This window comes from Catenulispora subtropica, assembly GCF_039531675.1.
In the GTDB taxonomy this organism is placed as follows: domain Bacteria; phylum Actinomycetota; class Actinomycetes; order Streptomycetales; family Catenulisporaceae; genus Catenulispora; species Catenulispora subtropica.
Genome location: NZ_BAAAQM010000012.1, coordinates 14513 through 31011, shown reverse-complemented (window position 1 = coordinate 31011; position 16499 = coordinate 14513). Strand labels below are relative to the sequence as shown.

General features: G+C 72.5%; 13 protein-coding genes. 5 read left to right on the top strand and 8 right to left on the bottom strand.

The features are described 5' to 3' along the window. Window positions 1–52: 52 nt before the first annotated feature. Entirely contained in the window at window positions 53–844 is a 792-nt protein-coding gene (locus tag ABD466_RS12735) for a VOC family protein (RefSeq protein ID WP_344657202.1), read from the bottom strand. A gap of 131 nt (window positions 845–975) precedes the next feature. On the opposite strand from ABD466_RS12735, the gene ABD466_RS12730 reads away from it, so the two are divergent. Continuing rightward, on the top strand, window positions 976–3825 hold the full coding sequence (locus ABD466_RS12730) for an FAD-binding and (Fe-S)-binding domain-containing protein (RefSeq protein WP_344657201.1): 2850 nt from the start codon (window positions 976–978) through the stop codon (window positions 3823–3825). Here the strand turns inward: ABD466_RS12730 and ABD466_RS12725 are convergent. Both ABD466_RS12725 and ABD466_RS12720 read right to left on the bottom strand, forming a co-directional pair. Further along, entirely contained in the window at window positions 3822–4766 is a 945-nt protein-coding gene (locus tag ABD466_RS12725; RefSeq protein WP_344657200.1) for a hypothetical protein, read from the bottom strand. The two genes, ABD466_RS12730 and ABD466_RS12725, sit on opposite strands and share 4 nt — an antisense overlap. Before the next feature lie 112 nt (window positions 4767–4878). Next, window positions 4879–5733: an alpha/beta fold hydrolase gene (locus ABD466_RS12720; RefSeq protein ID WP_344657199.1), complete on the bottom strand. Its 855-nt coding sequence runs from the start codon at window positions 5731–5733 to the stop codon at window positions 4879–4881. A gap of 176 nt (window positions 5734–5909) precedes the next feature. On the opposite strand from ABD466_RS12720, the gene ABD466_RS12715 reads away from it, so the two are divergent. After that, window positions 5910–6569, top strand: coding sequence for a hypothetical protein (locus tag ABD466_RS12715; RefSeq protein ID WP_344657198.1), 660 nt, complete (start codon window positions 5910–5912; stop codon window positions 6567–6569). 95 nt (window positions 6570–6664) lie between these two features. On the opposite strand, the gene ABD466_RS12710 is transcribed toward ABD466_RS12715, so the two are convergent. Together ABD466_RS12710 and ABD466_RS12705 are read right to left on the bottom strand one after the other, a co-directional pair. Then, window positions 6665–8470: a serine/threonine-protein kinase gene (locus tag ABD466_RS12710; protein ID WP_344657197.1), complete on the bottom strand. Its 1806-nt coding sequence runs from the start codon at window positions 8468–8470 to the stop codon at window positions 6665–6667. A gap of 79 nt (window positions 8471–8549) precedes the next feature. After that, window positions 8550–9263: a class I SAM-dependent methyltransferase gene (locus ABD466_RS12705; RefSeq protein ID WP_344657196.1), complete on the bottom strand. Its 714-nt coding sequence runs from the start codon at window positions 9261–9263 to the stop codon at window positions 8550–8552. Between the two features lie 300 nt (window positions 9264–9563). Between ABD466_RS12705 and ABD466_RS12700 the strand changes: the two genes are divergently transcribed. Then, window positions 9564–10403: an SGNH/GDSL hydrolase family protein gene (locus tag ABD466_RS12700; RefSeq protein ID WP_344657195.1), complete on the top strand. Its 840-nt coding sequence runs from the start codon at window positions 9564–9566 to the stop codon at window positions 10401–10403. A 90-nt stretch (window positions 10404–10493) separates the two neighbouring features. Here ABD466_RS12700 and ABD466_RS12695 read toward each other — a convergent pair whose 3' ends face one another. Then, the gene (locus ABD466_RS12695) at window positions 10494–12227 is read right to left on the bottom strand and encodes a helix-hairpin-helix domain-containing protein (protein ID WP_344657194.1); all 1734 of its coding nucleotides are present in this window, start codon (window positions 12225–12227) and stop codon (window positions 10494–10496) included. Window positions 12228–12275: 48 nt separating this feature from the next. Beyond that, window positions 12276–13280 carry an aldo/keto reductase gene (locus ABD466_RS12690; RefSeq protein ID WP_344657193.1) on the bottom strand — a complete coding sequence of 335 codons (1005 nt, stop codon included), beginning with the start codon at window positions 13278–13280 and terminating at the stop codon, window positions 12276–12278. Window positions 13281–13403: 123 nt separating this feature from the next. Here ABD466_RS12690 and ABD466_RS12685 point away from each other — a divergent pair, with 123 nt between their 5' ends. Together ABD466_RS12685 and ABD466_RS12680 are read left to right on the top strand one after the other, a co-directional pair. Then, a complete protein-coding gene (locus ABD466_RS12685) occupies window positions 13404–14453 on the top strand; it encodes an LLM class F420-dependent oxidoreductase (protein WP_344657192.1) in 1050 nt (349 codons plus the stop codon). A 63-nt stretch (window positions 14454–14516) separates the two neighbouring features. Beyond that, a complete protein-coding gene (locus ABD466_RS12680) occupies window positions 14517–15353 on the top strand; it encodes a hypothetical protein (RefSeq protein WP_344657191.1) in 837 nt (278 codons plus the stop codon). A 116-nt stretch (window positions 15354–15469) separates the two neighbouring features. On the opposite strand, the gene ABD466_RS12675 is transcribed toward ABD466_RS12680, so the two are convergent. Next, window positions 15470–16408, bottom strand: a complete 939-nt coding sequence (locus ABD466_RS12675; protein ID WP_344657190.1) for an aldo/keto reductase — start codon at window positions 16406–16408, stop codon at window positions 15470–15472. Between the last annotated feature and the right edge of the window lie 91 nt (window positions 16409–16499).

The following is a 16499-nucleotide window of genomic DNA, read 5'->3' as shown; positions in this document are numbered from 1 at the left end:
CCCTGTCGGAGCCGTACCTCCGACAGGGGCCTGCGTCGTCCTCGGATGCGTGTCAGGCCGAGCCGACCTGACCCTCCTTCAACTGGATCAGCGAGAAGTACCCGCCCTGCGGATCCCGGCAGACCGCGAAGATCCCCACCGGGATCGGCGTCGGCGGCACGATCACCGCCCCGCCGAGCTGCCCGACCTTGTCCACCGTGGCCTGGCAGTCGGCCGTCCCGAAATACACGGCCCAGTGCGGCGGCACATCCTTCGGGAAGTGCTCGTCGTCCATCTGCATCAGGCCGCCGATGTCCTTCCCGTCAAGCTGCCATTCGGTGTAATCCATGCCCCCGTCCATGGGGTTGGTATCCATGCCCCAGCCGAACACCGCCGGGTAGAAGACCTTCGCCGCCTCGGCGTCCCGGGTCGCCAGCTCGTCCCAGGTCAGCGAACCCGGCTCGTCGACCACGCCGGCACCCTTGAAGTTCCGCGGCTGCCACACACCGAAGGCCGCGCCGGTCGGGTCCTGGAAGAACGCCATGCGGCCGACGTCGCTCACGTCCATCGGCTCCACCAGCACCGTGCCGCCGGCGTCGCCGATCTTCCGCGCGGTGGCGTCGGCGTCGGTCACCGAGACGTAGGTGGACCACGCGACCGGCTGCTCCGGCGACATCAGCGGCATCACCCCGGCCGCCGGAGCGCCGTCGAGCAGGAACATCGTGTACCCGCCGGTCTTCGGGTCGTCGTCGGTCTCGGCGGTCCATCCGAACACCGCGCCGTAGAAGGACTTCGCGGCCTCCACGTCTGACGTGCCCAGGTCCACCCAGCACGGGGTGCCGGGCTTGTAGTCGGTCATCTTCATCACGGGCCTCCTCGCCCGGCCGTGTCCGGCCTTGTGGTGCTTTGCGCGATTTCGCCTCCGAACGTACTCGTCCGCGACGTGGCGCGCGCCTTGAGCGCCCCCCGGCACGCGGGGCCCGCTACGTTGGGACGGTGCCCCAGCGATCTCGCGATGCCGACTGGCGTGCCGCCCTCGACGCGGCCGGGCTCGGCGTCGACTTCGGAAGCCGCCGCCGGGCCGAGTACTCCGCCGACGCCTCCAACTACCGGCACGTGCCGCGCGCGGTCGGGTTCCCGCGCGACGCCGACGAGGTGGCGCGCGCCGTGGCGGTCAGCCGGGAGCACGGGGTGCCGGTCACGCTGCGCGGCGGTGGGACGTCGGTGGCCGGCAACGCCATCGGCGAGGGCCTGGTGCTGGACTGTTCGCGGCACTTCAACCGGGTCCTGGCGCTGGACCCCGAGGCGGCGACGGCGCGCGTCGAGCCCGGGGTGGTGCTGGACACGTTGCAGGCCGCCGCGGTACCGCACGGGCTGCGCTTCGGGCCGGACCCGTCCACCGCGTCGCGCTGCACGATCGGCGGGATGATCGGCAACAACGCCTGCGGCGCGCGCTCCCTGGCCTTCGGCACCACCTCCGACAACGTCCTGGCGCTGGAACTGCTGCTGGCCGACGGCACCCGCACGACCGCGCGGCGCGGCACGAGCGGCGTCGCAGCGCTCGACGAGCGGCTCCGGGCTCTCGCCGACCGCCACGCCCCGGCGATCCGCCGCGAACTCGGCCGCTTCCCGCGACAGGTCTCCGGCTACGCGCTCCAGCACCTGCTGCCCGAGAACGGGTTCGACGTCGCCCGGGCACTGGTCGGCTCCGAGGGCACCCTCGCGGCGGTGCTCGGCGCCGAGCTGCGACTGGTGCCGGTGCTGCGGGACCGCGTGCTGGTCGTCGCGGCCTACCCGGACATGGTCAAGGCCGCCGCCGACGTCCCGCACGCCCTGCCGCATCAGCCCTCGGCGATCGAGGGCATGGGGGCGGAGCTGGTCCGGGTGTGGGCGGCGCGGCGCAACCGGGCGGTGCCCTCAGTGCTTCCCGAGGGCGGGGGCTGGCTGTTCCTGGAGACGACGCCGGACCAGGCGGTCGCGTTGGTGGCCGACCTGGAAGGCGCGACGGAGACCCGGGTCGTCGTGACCGAGGCCGAGCAGAAGGCGCTGTGGCGGATCCGCGAGGACGGCGCCGGCCTTGCGACCCGGACTCCCGACGGGGCCGAGGCGTGGCCGGGCTTCGAGGACGCCGCCGTCCCGCCGGAGCGGCTGGCGCACTATCTGCGGGCGTTCGAGGCGCTGATGCGGCGCTCGGGCCGGCGCGGGACCGTGTTCGGGCACTTCGGGGAGGGGTGTCTGCACGTCCGCATCGACCACGATCTCCTGACGCCGCAGGGGCGCGAACGTTTCGCGGAGTTCACCGCCGCCGCGACCGCGCTGGTGGTGGAGCACGGCGGCTCGGTGTCGGGCGAGCACGGGGACGGGCAGGCACGGTCGGGGCTGCTGGGGGCGATGTACAGCGCTGAGATGCTGAAGGCGTTCGAGGAGTTCAAGGCGGCGTTCGATCCGGTGGGGGCGCTCAACCCGGGGGTGCTGGTCGCGGCGCGGGCGTTCGACGCTGACGTGCGGGCGGCGAGCGTCGTGGAGGCGAGGACTGAGGCGGAGGCGGCGGCGCCGGGCCTGGCGCTGGCCGCCGACGAGGGCGACTTCGGCCGCGCGATGCGGCGGTGCGTGGGCGTCGGGAAGTGCCGGAGCGCGGCGGGCGGGGTGATGTGCCCGTCGTTCCGGGCGACCGGGGACGAGAAGGACTCCACGCGTGGGCGTGCCAGGGTGCTGCAGGAGATGCTGGACGGGCGCACGGTCACGCAGGGCTATCGCGCACCGGAGGTGCTCGACGCCCTGGACCTGTGCCTGGGCTGCAAGGGCTGCAAGACGGACTGTCCGGTCGGGGTGGACATGGCCGCGTATAAGACGGAGTTCTTGTATCAGCACTACCGCGGCCGGGTGCGGCCGGCGGTGCACTACTCGCTGGGATGGCTGCCGGTGTGGGCGCGGCTGGCGTCCCTGGCGCCGCGAATGGTGAACCGGGTGATGGCCTCACCGATCGTGCCGGTGCTCAAGCGGGTCGGGGGGATCGCGCAGGAGCGTCAGCTGCCGCGGTTCGCGGCGCGGCCGCTGCGGCGGCGGGTGTCGGGCTCCGCGGTCGCGGTGCCGCCGTCGAGCGCCGGCCGCCCGGAGGCGGTGGTGCTGTGGGCCGACACGTTCACCGAGAACTTCACACCGGCGGTCGGCGAGGCGCTGATCGCGGTACTCCGCTCGGCGGGCTTCCGCGTGCTGCTGCCGCCGCGCACAGGATGCTGTGGGCTGACGTGGATCTCGACGGGGCAGCTCGGCGTGGCGCGGCGGGTGCTGGGACGGACGCTGGAGCTGATGCGGCCGGCGGTGGAGGCGGGGCTGCCGATCGTGGTGCCGGAGCCGAGCTGCGCGGCGGCGCTGCGGGAGGAGCTGACGGAGGTGCTCGGGTCGCATCCGCTGGCGGAGCGCGCGGCGGCGCTGGTCACGGGGCCCGCGGAGTTCCTGGTGGAGCATGCGCCGGAGTGGCGGCCGCCGGCGTCACCATGGGCGGGCGCCAAGGCGTTGGTGCAGATCCACTGCCATCAGTATGCGAGCGGGCGTACCGGTGAGGCTGAGGTCGAGCTCCTGGCGCGCGCCGGGGTGACGGCGACGGTGGTCTCGGGGTGCTGTGGCCTGGCCGGGGATTTCGGTGTCACGGCTGGGCATTACGAGGTGTCGATGGCGGTGGGGGAGCAGAATCTGCTGCCCGCTGTGCGCGCCGCGGATGCGGAGACGTTGGTCGTCGCTGATGGATTCAGCTGCCGGACGCAGGTGGAGCAGGCGGTTGAGGGGCGGCGGGTGTGGCATGTGGCTGAGGTTCTGGCGGCGGGGGTCCCGGTGGGGGATCTTTAGGACATCCCCAACGCAGTAGCCGTCCCCGCAGCCGTCGCCGAACCCTGCGCCTTCGGCGTCGTCGCTCCCTGCGTGGGCGAAGTGTTCGGGGTGGCCGGCGCGCTGGAGCCGCCGGACGTCGGCCCCGTTGTCGGGGTCGGTGTCGTGGCGCCCGTGGAGGGCGTCGTCGGCGGGGTCGTGGGGCCGCTGGTCGTGGGGTCCGAGGAGGAGGAACCGGAGTCGGAGGACGGCGTGGTCGGGCCCGTGGTGGGCGTCTCGGGCGTCGACGAGCCCGAGCCGCTCGGCGTCGGGGACGTCGTGGGCCGCGACCCGCTGGCGCCGCCCGCGCCGCCCTCGCCCGGCGACTGCTTGTCCGGGGTGCCGGTCGAGCCGCCGCGGCCGTTGTCGTTCGAGAACACACTGCCGTTCTGGCCCGGCACGCCGCCGTCGCGCGCCAGCGTGTACGCCGTCACCCCGCCGGTGCCCAGGACGAAGCTCACCACCGTCAGGGCGATCAGCGGCTTGCGGCCCGGCAGCCGGTCCTTCCACGTGCGCGTCTGGCTGTCCGGCATCGGCACCGGCGGCAGCGGCAGCGGCACCGTCTCCGCGCCCGGGGCCACCGCGCCCTGCGTGCCGCCGTCGAGGACGACCGTCGTGTCGAGGGACCCCGGCGGTGCGTGCCGCTGCAGGCGCTCGTTCTGATACGCCTCCAACGCCGGCCGCGCCTTCAGCGCCGCGGTCTTCCCGCGCTCCAGCGAGTGCCCGAGCACCGCGCCCGCGGCGGCCGACACGACACTCGCGACCGCGGCGCCGACGATGGTGCCCGCGACGCCGAGCTTGGAGCCCACGGCCGCGGCCACGGCGGCCGCGCCGGCTCCGGCGGCGACTTTGGTGACGGACAGGTCGAGTTTGGGACGTCCCTCGGTGACGGTCGAGTCGGCGGGTCGGTGGTCGGGATTCATCGGCGCAGTCATACGGTCATCAGTTTTTCAAGCCGTGACGCCGAAGTCCTCCTCGCGGGCGGGTCTGTGAGCGGATTCACGCCTGCCACAGCGTTTCAACCCGGTTCGGAAGCTACCCGTCCACCGACCGAACACGGTCGGCCACAGCCCGCGCCACCTCCACCGGCGCCTGATCCGGGATCCAGTGGCTGACGCCCTCCAGCTCCACGAACCGGTACGGTCCCTCCACGCAGTGTGCGCACCCCTCCGCGGACGCCCGGCCCACGGCGAGGTCCTCCGTCGACCACACGAACGTGGTCGGCAGCTTCACGTTCGGCAGGGTCGCGAACGACCGCATGTCCATGGCGCGGTACCAGTTCAGCGCGGCGGTCAGCGCCGGACGCTGGCTCAGCGCCGCGTAGTGCGGCAGGATCGCCACCTCCGGCAGCGGGGAGAACAGGTCGTGCAGGGCACGGGCGTTGTTCGCCAGCAGCACGTCCTCGGCCTTGCCGCCCTCCATCCGGAACAACTGGATGTAGGCCGAGCGCTGGCGCTGCTCCTCGGCCTGCGGCCCGCCGGCGGCCAGCACTTCGCTCATGGCCCGCAGGTGCGGGATCGACACCGCCGTCAAGGTCCTGAAACGCTCCGGGTGCCAGGCGGCGGCGTGCCAGGCCACGATGGCGCCCCAGTCGTGGCCGACCAGGTGCGCGCTGGGCAGGCCGAGGGCGTCGAGCAGGCCGATCACGTCGGAGACCAGGTGCGCCATGTGGTAGGACTCGACCTGCTGCGGGCGGGCGCCGGGGGAGTAGCCGCGCTGGTCCGGGGCGATGGTGCGCAGGCCCTCCGCGGCCATCACGCGCGAGGCCGCCTGCCACGACGCGGAGGTCTGCGGGAAGCCGTGCAGCAGCACGACCGGCGGTCCGCCCTGCGGGCCCTCCTCCGTGGTGGTGAACTCGTAGCCGCCTATGGTGACGTGGTACGCGCGCATTTGCGCCCCCTGCCGTTCCGGTGCCGTTCCCGGGGCGGCCGGCCGCCCGGCCACCTGCTGCGACGCTACCGAGCCGCCGCCGCGTCGTCCATGGGGCTGACAAGTCCGGGCCTTCTTGAGGTTCCACACGCGGGTATTGCGAGCCGAGGCGGCCAAGACCGGCTACCGTCTACCTCATGTCTGAACCGACCGCCCCCACCGCCGCCGACGTCCGCACCGCCGCCGACGCCCTCAAAGCCGCGATCGACGCCCATCTGGCCGCGGTGGAAACCCGGTCGGACGAAAGCGATCCCGCCGTGCGCACCGCCTTCCTGGCCATGGCCGCCGCCGCCGAGGCCTACGACGACGCCCTCTACGACGCCTACAACGAGGTCACGCCCTTCGAGATCCCCAGCCAGTACCCGGAGGACCACGCGGACCCGGACAACCCGGAGGCGATCAGCGTCCTGATCCGGCGCGACTACCAGATCGAGCACCCCGGCCGGCTGCTGGGCGCGGCGCGCGGCCTGGCCCCCGGCACGGTCGACCCGGAGGTGGACGTCAGCACCGTCGCCGGCTCGTTGGCCGCGCTGTTCGACGTCTTCGACCCGGACGAGATCCACAACCGCTCCGACGAGCTCGGCCTGCTGCCCGGCGACGGCACCACGTGGGTGCTGGCCGCCGATCCGGACGCGCTCGGCGAGGAGCAGTGGTTCGAGGACCCGTTCTCGGAGACCGACCCGGAGCGCGTGGTGTGCCGGTTCGACCTGATCGGGGACGAGGAGGACGAGGAGTACTTCGACACCTTCGCGGAGGACGAGTCCGAGGACGAGGTCGACGGGATCGAGGTGGTGTAGCGGCTGGGCCGCTCCCTCCTGTTCGCCACGGACTTCTTGCCACCGACGCCGTGCCGGGTCCACACCCGGCGCGGCCTTGTCATTTCCGCGGGCGGCTATTCCTGCGGGTAGCGCCGGACGATCTTCCCGGTGCCGTCGCAGTGCAGGTAGCCGCTGTGGTAGTCGTTCGTGATGTGCAGGTCCATCTCCAGACTGCCCGGGGTGTCGTCGGACTCGCCGTTCACGATCACATAGGTGAGATTCGGGTCCTTGACCTTGAGCGTCGCCTGGCCGTCCTTGACCATGGCCGGAAGCGCGTCCCAGTTGATCTTCGTGGCGTCGAAGACCTTCTGGTCCGAGCGCAGCTCGCTGCCCTGGGTCCAGAACTTGACCGTCCCGTCCTGGTAGATCCAGGAGTCGTAGGCCTTCGGGTCGTCCGTCTTGATGATGTCGAAGATCGCGTGGCCGTCGTCGTAAAGGGTGACCTCGACGAACTTGGCGCTGCCGCTGGCCTTGGTGGCGCCGGCGATGAGGGCGCGGGCGCTGGCCGGGGTGAGCAGGTTCTTGCCGGCGGTGGCGGGCGCGCTGGAGGGGGCCGTACCGGTCGCACCCGTCGCACCGGCGGCGGTGGGGCCGTCACCGGTGCTGCTGTCTCCGCCTCCGGGCATCGCGATACTGGGGATCGAGATCTTCACGGCCCCCGGGGCGTCGGAGCCGTGGCTCGCGGTGCCCTGGGCACCGGGCGACCCGCCGCTGAAGGTGTGGCTCATGTACATGATCGTTCCGGCCATCCCGAGCGAGAACACCGCGCTGACCGCATAGCGCGTGACGTAGGAGCGGCGCTTGATCGGCGTGGCGCCGGTTCCGTAGGGGTTCTCGACCGGGCCGGTGGACGACACCGGTGTCTGGCCGGTTGTCCGGTCCTGCGTCTCGTACTGGGCGGTCTGGGCGGTCGGCGCCCAGCCCGTCGCGCCGCCGGCGTCCACCGGCCTGCCCGTGGGGTAAGGCGGCGGCGTCGGCATCCCCGTCATCGAGGCGGGCCCGGGCATCGGGGTCGCGGACAGGCCGGACCCGCTCAGCTCGGCTTGCTCGGCCTGCGCCAGCATCCAGTCCAGCTGCTCGGCTGTGGGCCGCAGCCCCGGGTCCTTCACCAGCAGGGCGCTGAGCGCCGGCGTCAGCGCGCCGCTGCGGACCGGCGGCGGGACGTTGGCCTCGGCGACCGCGGCGATGGTCGCGATCGTGGTCTCGCGGCGCAGCGGGTTGTGCCCCTCCAGGCCGAGGTAGAGCATGATGCCGAGCGACCACAGGTCGGACGCCGGATCGCCCTCGCGGCCGTGGATCCGCTCCGGTGCCATGTACTCCGGCGAGCCGATCAGCATGCCGGTGGCGGTCAGCCCGGGCGTGGCCTCCAGCGCCGCGATGCCGAAGTCGGTGAGGACCGGTGTGCCGTCGGCGCGCAGCAGCACGTTGCCCGGCTTCACGTCCCGGTGCTGGATCCCCGCGGCGTGGGCGGCGCGCAGCGCGGCCAGGACGCCGCGGCCGATCCGCGCCGCCTCCGGCACGGTCAGCGTCCCGCGCTTCAGCCGGCCCTCCAGCGACCCGCCGGTCACCAGCTCCATCACCAGCCAGGGATGGGCCAACTCCGGCGCGTCGACGATGTGGTAGATCGTCACGACGTTGGGATGGTGCAGCCGCGCCAGCGCCTGCGCCTCCCGCAGCACCCGCTCGCGCACCACGCCCGCCTCGGACGGGTCGCTGCCGTACACCGCGGGATCCGGCGACCGCACCTCCTTGAGGGCCACCTCCCGTTGCAGCATCAAGTCCCGCGCCCGCCACACCAGGCCCATGCCGCCGCCGCCGAGCCGTTCCATCAGCTCGAAGCGCCCGTCTATGACATATGCGCCCGCATCCCCAGCCGTCATGCGGGAAGTCTAGGGGCGGCGGCGGACAGGTCGTGACGGCATCCGGGCCGGTGCCGGGCCGGTACCGGCCCGGTACTTGCTAGGGCCGCGCCGCCTGTCCGGCGGGCGCGGGCACCGCCCGGACCCACGTCCGGTCCTCCGTCAGATAGCGTTCGACACGCAGGCCCACTTCCCCGAGTGCCTGCTCGAACTGCTCCTGCGTCAGCTCCCTGCGTACGTAGGTCTGCGTCCACGTGGCGTCTGGGAACTCGTACTGCACGTGCACGGAGTACACCCCTCCGCCCAGCGGCTGTGACGAGAGCACCCGTTGCGTGAAGCCGAGGGGGTGGGGTTTTCCCTCACCCGGAGCGGAGAACCGCCTCTCGCCCTCACGCTGGATCAGGACGCATCCTCCGTCCGCGAGATGACGCACGCAGGTTTTCAGCAACCCTCGGCGGACCTCTTCGTCTCCGGCGTGCACGAGCAGCGAGGCGAGCATCACCGCGTCGAAGTCCTCACCGAGGTCGAGGCTCTCGATCGGGCTGCACACCGTGCGCGCCCCGCGCACGTGGTCCAGCATCTCCTGGGACTCGTCCACCGCGGTCACCACGAATCCCCGCTCCAGGAGCGGGTGGGTCACCCGCCCCACTCCGCAGCCCAGCTCGAGGATGCGTGCGCCCGCCGGTACGGCGGCGGCGACGATGTCCGGCTCGTCTCCGGCCGGCAGTCGTGCGTACAAGTCGACGGCGCAGCCGTCCGGGGTGATCGCCCCCGGTCCGGTCCCGGCATACCCCGGGCGTGTTCGTGATCCCATAGCCGGTCAACGAGCCGCATCAGAGAACTGTTCCAAAGCCGGCCGGCCCGCCTTCGGTCGAACACCCGAGCTGGGCTGCAATCGGCTTCTGAGGAACTACAACAGCTCTCAAGCCTTGGCAAGCCACTGATCGAGTGCAGCTTGCAGACCCGCCCTGACCTCGGTCCGCCCACCGCTGAAGCCAACTTGTTACCGGTGCGTTAAAACTCGTTGGTAACTTCGTCTTCACAGGGTCCTGGGGTGGTGCCAATCTAATCCGCAGCGCACCCCCCATTCCCACCCCCACATGTGGAGGCCCCTGTGCTCGCTCGTCCCCACAAGCGGACGCGGCCGCGCTCAGCGCTGAAGCGCGCGTTCGTCGTCCTGGCCGCGGTGCTGACCGCCGGCACCACCCTGATGGCGACCACCGCGTCGGCGTCGGGCGGCGCCAACTACGTGGCCCTCGGCGACTCCTACTCCTCCGGCGTAGGCGCCGGCTCCTACATCAGCTCCTCCGGGAACTGCCTGCGCAGCACCAACGCGTACTCGCAGCTGTGGGCCAACAGCCACAGCCCGGCGAGCTACGTGTCGGTGGCCTGCTCCGGCGCCACCACCCAGGACGTGCTGAACAACCAGCTCTCGGCGCTCAGCCCGTCCACCACGCTGGTGTCGATCACCATCGGCGGCAACGATGTCGGCTTCGCCAACACCATGCAGACCTGCGTGCTGGGCTCCACGAGCGACTGCCTGAACGCGATCAACGCGGCCACCGCCCAGGCCAACTCGATCCTGCCGGGCCGGCTGGCCAGCACCTACGCGGCGATCCGGTCGGCCGCGCCGAACGCGCGGGTCGTCGTGCTCGACTACCCCGAGTTCTACGACCTGTCCAACTCCTGGATCTGCCCGGGCCTGTCCACCACCGACCGCAAGGCGCTGAACAACGCCGCGGACCTGCTGGACTCCATCATCCAGACCCAGGCGAACAACGCCGGCTTCTCCTTCGCCGACGTCAAGGGCCGCTTCCAGGGCCACGAGCTGTGCGACTTCTTCAACGAGTGGCTGCACTCGGTGAACATCAGCGACGTGACCGAGTCCTACCACCCGACGGCCGACGGCCACTCCGGCGGCTACCTGCCGGCGATGACCGCGATCACCGGCTGAGGCACCGCCCTCGGAACACAGACGACCGCGTCGGCCCGGTATGGGGCCGGCGCGGTCTGCCGTGTTCGGGCTCTCCCGGGCTCTCCCGGGCTACAGCTCCCGCAGCACCGCGGGCAGCCGCGTGTGCCGCGGCCGGTCCGGCACGTTCGCGACCGCCTGCGGCAGCGCCGACCCGGCGCCGTGCACGATCGACAGGTGCCGCTCGGCCAGGCCGCAGAGCCCGTACACCAGCGCCCGGGTCAGGCTGCCGGAGGACGGGCCGTCCAGCACCACCACGGCCGCCGGCCAGGTCCCGCCGAGGGCCTCGCGGGCGGTCAGGGCCCGCACGTCCTCGGTGCCGAGCCGCTCGCGCAGCGCCCGGGTGAGCGTCTCCGCGCCGGCGTCCCCGGAGGCGCGGATGGTGATCACCTGGATGTCCTCGGCGGCCAGCCCGAACGTGCGCGGGATGGAGTCGGCGGCCAGCTGCACGGCGCGCGCCACCGCCTCCCCGGAGTCCCGGACCGGGACGATCACCAGACGCTTCTCCGGGTCGTTCTCCGGCGGCGGCAGCTCGCCCTCGCGCAGCGCGAAGCGCAGGTCGGTGAGCGGATGCGGTTCGGAGTCGGCGGCCCGGACCCGCGGCACGCGGCCGTCGGAGGTGTAGGCGAGCAGCGACTCCGAGCGGGTCTCCATCAGGTCGCGGAACGGCTGGCCGGGGCCGGCCGGGCCGGGCTCGGCCGGATCGCCGGCCAGCAGCACGCGCATGCCCTCCGGGACCGCGTCCAGCAGGGCGGCCAGCGACTCGGCGTCGATCTGGTGGGCCGCGCAGACCACGACCAGACCGGGCTGGGGCTCGGCGAACTTGGGGGCCGGGGGCTCGGCGACTTCGAGGTCGACGTCGGTGCCGGAGCCGGTGGTGTCGGAGCTCGGGACGCCGTCGGATGCGGCCTCTGCGGTGGCCTCGGAGTCGGCCTGGGAATCGGCCTGGGAGTCGGTCTGGGAGTCGGCCTCGGCGGTCGCGGTGCCGGAACCGCTCGCCTCACCGCGCCCCAGCGAGTCCAGATACTCCTGCACCGACAGCACCGTCAGCTCGGTCCCGCCGAGTTCCCGGTTCAGCGTCCGCACACTCGCGGCGTTCCCGCCGACCATGGCCACCGGCACCCCGGCCGCCGCGGCCGCCTCGGCGAACCCGGCGATCTGCGCGGTCTTCGCGATCCCCGGCGCGGTCGCGAGCAGCGTCAGCCCGTGCGCGCCGACGGTGTCCCGCAGCTCGCCGTGGATCCGGTCGCCGGAGGTGTCCAGCTGGGCCCAGCCCTCGCCCAGCGGCTCGGGCGTGGCCAGCAGCCGCTGCACCGCCTCGCCGATGCCCTCCTCGGCGAACGCGTACCGCTCGCGGCTGATCATCAGACCGCCGGCGCTCGGCTCCGCCGGCTCCTCGCCCTCGTCCTCGACCGCGTTGGAGAAGGCGAGCACGTCGCCCTCCTCCAGAGCCGCCTGCAGCGCCGCCGCCGGGTCGGTGAAGCCCAGCGTGCCCAGCGCCGAGCAGAGCACGTCGGCCGGCTGCGCGGTGTGCCCGTCGAGCGCGGCGCGGTCCAGCAGCCAGCCCAGCACCGCCCGGGCCCGGCGCGGGTCCTCGGGCCCGGCCGAGCCGGACAGCACGCTGCGGGCGAACCCGTCCGCGGCCTCGGGGCGCACCCCGGGCACGGACAGGATCAGCCAGGGGTCGGCGGCCAGCCGCGCGGCGGCCTCCGGGCCCAGGGCCGCGGCCACCCGCGGGGCCAGGTCGCCCGGCGCCCCGGCCGAGGCCAGCAGCTGCTCCAGGGACGCGGTCTCGGGTTCGGTCATCGTCACTTCTCGATCCATCCGTCCAGAACTCGCCAGAACTCACTCACGTCACTCACCGTGCTGCGCGAACAGCCGCGGCCGGGCCGGCTGCCAGGTGTGCTCGGGGTAGCCGATCTCCGGCTCCGAGACGTCGTCGAGCGCCTCGCGGATCTCCCGCGGCAGCGTCAGCTGCTCGGCGTTCAGCGACCCGCGCAACTGGGCCACCGTGCGGGCGCCGACGATCGGGGCGGTGACCCCGGGCCGGTCCCGCACCCAGGCCAGCGCCACCTCCAGCGGCGCCACGCCCAGACCGTCCGAGGCCGTCGTCACGGCGTCGACGATGCCCTCGCTCGGCCGGTCCAGGTAGGGCTCGACGAAGGGCGCGAACATCGCCGAGGCGGCCCGGGAGTCGGCCGGCACCGCCAGGCGGTACTTGCCGGTCAGCACCCCGCGGCCCAGCGGGGACCAGGGCAGCAGGCCTATGCCGAGGTCGACCGCCGCGGGCAGCACCTCCCGCTCGATCCCGCGCTGCAACAGGCTGTACTCCATCTGCGCCGAGGCGATCGGCGCCCGCGAGAAGTCGGCGGCCTGCCAGGTCGCGGCGCGCGCCAGCTGCCAGCCGGTGTAGTTGCAGACGCCGACGTAGCGGGCCTTGCCGGAGGCCACCGCGGTGTCCAGGGCGGCCAGCGTCTCCTCCAGGGGCGTGGCGGCGTCGTAGGCGTGCAGCTGCCACAGGTCGACGTAGTCGGTGCCGAGGCGCTTGAGCGAGGCGTCCAGGGCGTTGAGCAGGTGGCGCCGGGAGGCGTCGAAGCGCCGCGGGCCGAACGGGACGCTGACCGCCTTGGTGGCGATCACGACGTCGGCCCGGATGCCCTCGACCATCCGGCCGATGATGTATTCGGCGTCCCCGTCGCCGTAGACGTCGGCGGTGTCGATCAGGGTGCCGCCGGCGTCCAGGAACGTCTTGAGCTGGTCGGCGGCCTCGTGCTCGTCGGTGTCCCGTCCCCAGGTCATCGTGCCCAGCCCCAGCCGGGACACGCGCAGTCCCGTCCGCCCCAGGTGTCGCTGCTCCATGACAGGTGACGCTATCGGTTGGCGGGGACACCGCGTGCGCGGCGTCACGGTCGCGATGATTACTACTGGCAAGTAATATGCGGTGGCGACAGCAGGGCGAGGCCTACCGGACGGAGTGCGGCGATGAAGCTCGGCGTGAACATGGGGTACTGGGGCGCGGGCAACGACGCCGAGAACCTGGACGTGGCCAAGGAGGCGGACCGCCTCGGCTACACCGTCTGCTGGGCCGCCGAGGCCTACGGCAGCGACGCGGCGACCGTCCTCACCTGGATCGCCGCCCACACCCAGCGGATGGACGTGGGCGCGGCGGTGTTCCAGATCCCGGCCCGCACCCCGGCCATGACCGCGATGACCGCCGCCACCCTGGACACGCTGTCCGGCGGCCGGTTCCGGCTCGGGCTCGGCGTGTCCGGCCCGCAGGTCTCCGAGGGCTGGCACGGCGTGCCGTTCGCCGCGCCGCTGGGCCGCACCCGCGAGTACGTCGCCATCGTCCGCAAGGCCCTGAGCCGCGAGCGGCTCACCTTCGAGGGCAAGCACTACCGCCTGCCGCTGCCCGGCGGCCCGGGCAAGCCGGTGAAGCTGACCGTGCACCCGGTGCGCGAGCACATCCCGGTCTACCTGGCCGCGATCGGCCCGAAGAACCTGGAGCTGACCGGCGAGATCGCCGACGGCTGGCTGCCGGTGTTCTTCAGCCCCGAGCACGCCGGCGAGCACCTGGAGCACATCCGGGCCGGGCGCGCCAAGGCCGGCAAGGCGGACCTGGAGGGCTTCGACATCGCGCCGACCGTGCCCACGGTGATCGGCGACGACGTGCAGCTGTGCGCGGACCTCGTGCGCTGGTACGCCGCGCTGTACATCGGCGGGATGGGCAGCAAGGAGCAGAACTTCTACAACCAGCTCGCCTGCCGCATGGGCTACGAGAAGGAAGCCGACGAGGTCCAGGAGAAGTACCTGGCCAAGGACTACGCCGGCGCCGCGGCCGCGGTCCCGTTCGAGTTCATCGACCGCACCAGCCTGATCGGCCCGAAGGAGCGCATCGCCGAGCGCATGGCCGCCTACAAGGAGGCCGGTGTCACGACCCTGAGCGTGGCCGCGGCCTTCGGCGACCTGGAGACCCGCTACGGGATCATCCGCACCGCCGTCGAGGCCGCCGAGCTCGCGGGCATCGGATAAGGATCCTGCCTTCCTTCTCCATGGTGATCGACGTGGTACCGGATCGTCACTAAAATCGCGTTCGTGCCGAGTGCCACCTCACCGGGCGTCGAGTCCGTCATCGACGACATAGCAAAGTGCGAACTGGACTACCGAGACGACGTCGAGAACGCCCTGATCTCCGGGGACAGCGTGCCACCCCAGCACGAGGAGGAACTGCTGGAGCGCCTCGACGGCTACCTGCCCTCGCTCGTCTACGCCTTCGACAGCCAGGTCCCGCCGCCCCGCGAGCGCGGCGGGAACCTGGCCCTGGAGAAGGAGTACTACGAGTGGCGCCAGACCAGCGGCGCCGTCGACGCCCGGCGCCAGGCCGTGGTCCGCTCCTTCCTCGCCACCGAGACCGAGCGCCGCGGCCAGTTCCGCCTCAACCGCGCCCAGAACGCCCGCATCGCCGCCCACTTCGACGCCATGGGCCAGGAGTTCCTGGAACTGGAGCTGCCCGGCCACGCCGCGATGGCCTTCCAGAACGCCGCGGAGATGTACCGGCTGCTCCAGCAGAAGGCGAAGCGCGAGCGCTCGCTCCTGAACGGCCGCCGGGCCCTGCACCGGACCCGGCAGCCGGGGATGCAGCGGACCCGTGAGGCTCTGTACGACCGCGTCTGCGGCTACGGGTTCCTGCCGTTCCGCATGCTGGGCTGGATGGTGGGGACGCTGGTCGTGTTCAGCGTCGCGGTGTGGATGTGCGGGCCGGCCGGACTGGGGCAGTCGGTCCTCGGCTGCTTGATCAACTTTCTGAACCCGCTCGGGCTCAGCGACATCAACGACGAGTTCGGGGCCGCCGCGACGGTGCTGCTGATGATCGAGAGCTATCTGGGCAGTCTGTCGATGGCGATCTTCTTCGCCTTGCTGGTGAAGGACTAGCGGCGCGGCCGGTCGGGGAGGCGGTGCCGCCGTCCGGGCTGACGACCACGTCCTCGCGGGGGCCGCCTGCGGCGCGGATCTTGAGCTTCCGCCCCGCAGGCGGTCGGCGTTCTGGGTCACCAGTCCAGCGGATCCCCGGCGATCTTCTCCGCGAACAACTTCCGCAGCGCCTCCACGGTCTCGGCCGGCAGGTCCTCGTCCGCGGCGGCGATGTTCGCCCGCAGCTGTGCGACGCTCTTCGTCCCCGGGATCACCGTCGAGACCCCGCTGTTCGCCAGCACGAACCGCAGCGCCGTCTGCACCGGCGTCAGCCCCTGCGGGACCAGCGCCATGAAGTCCGCGGTCAGCTCCGCGCGCCGCCGCAGCTGCTCGGGGCTCCACCGGGACCGGATGTCGGTGAACGTCGACGTGCCGTCATACCGTCCGGCCAGCCAGCCCGACTCCAGGGCCACCTTCACCACGCTCCCGGCGCCCGCCGCGCCGGCCAGCTCCGTCGCCTCCCACGGCTCCTGGTGCAGCGCCGAGAGCCAGACCTCGAACGCCTTGCTCTTCGTGGTCGCCAGCATGGTCTCGATGTCCGCCGGCCAGTCCACCGAGCCGCCGTACGCGCGGATCAGGCCCTCCCGCTTCAGGCTTTCGAAGACTTCGTAGTGCGACGCCACGCGCCCGTCGAGCAGCTCGTGCGGAGGGCTGTGGAACAGGACGATGTCCAGGTGGCCGGTCCGCAACCGCCGCAGGCTCCGCTCCACCGAGCCGCGGATGGCCTTCGCGGAGAAGTCCTGGCCGCCGGGGTGGTTTCCGAACTTGGTGCACAGCACCACCTCGTCCCGGCGCCCCTCCAGCGCCTGCCCCAGCAGGTCCTCGCTGTGCCCGCCGGCATAGTTGGGCGCGGTGTCGAAGAACGTGACCCCGGCGTCCAGGGCGGCCCCGACGATGGCCAGCGACTCGGCCCGGTCCGGCCCGCCGGCCCAGTCCGTGGTGTTGCCGAGCTGCCAGGCCCCGAGGCCGATCTCGCTCACGGTCATACCGGTGTCGCCAAAAGCGCGATATCTCATGGCGGCATCGTTCAACCTGGAGCGGACTCCAGGTCAAGGCCCGCCGGGGTCAGGCCCCCGGCGCCACCGGGTCAGGCCCCCGGCGCCACCG

Excerpts from the sequence above, each read along its gene's own strand:
- ABD466_RS12715 (WP_344657198.1), top strand. The coding sequence starts at position 5,910 with ATGTCTGAACCGACCGCCCCCACCGCCGCCGACGTCCGCACCGCCGCC.
- ABD466_RS12705 (WP_344657196.1), bottom strand. The coding sequence starts at position 9,263 with ATGGGATCACGAACACGCCCGGGGTATGCCGGGACCGGACCGGGGGCG.
- ABD466_RS12735 (WP_344657202.1), bottom strand. The coding sequence starts at position 844 with ATGAAGATGACCGACTACAAGCCCGGCACCCCGTGCTGGGTGGACCTG.
- ABD466_RS12720 (WP_344657199.1), bottom strand. The coding sequence starts at position 5,733 with ATGCGCGCGTACCACGTCACCATAGGCGGCTACGAGTTCACCACCACG.
- ABD466_RS12725 (WP_344657200.1), bottom strand. The coding sequence starts at position 4,766 with ATGAATCCCGACCACCGACCCGCCGACTCGACCGTCACCGAGGGACGT.
- ABD466_RS12710 (WP_344657197.1), bottom strand. The coding sequence starts at position 8,470 with ATGACGGCTGGGGATGCGGGCGCATATGTCATAGACGGGCGCTTCGAG.
- ABD466_RS12675 (WP_344657190.1), bottom strand. The coding sequence starts at position 16,408 with ATGAGATATCGCGCTTTTGGCGACACCGGTATGACCGTGAGCGAGATC.
- ABD466_RS12695 (WP_344657194.1), bottom strand. The coding sequence starts at position 12,227 with ATGACCGAACCCGAGACCGCGTCCCTGGAGCAGCTGCTGGCCTCGGCC.
- ABD466_RS12690 (WP_344657193.1), bottom strand. The coding sequence starts at position 13,280 with ATGGAGCAGCGACACCTGGGGCGGACGGGACTGCGCGTGTCCCGGCTG.
- ABD466_RS12685 (WP_344657192.1), top strand. The coding sequence starts at position 13,404 with ATGAAGCTCGGCGTGAACATGGGGTACTGGGGCGCGGGCAACGACGCC.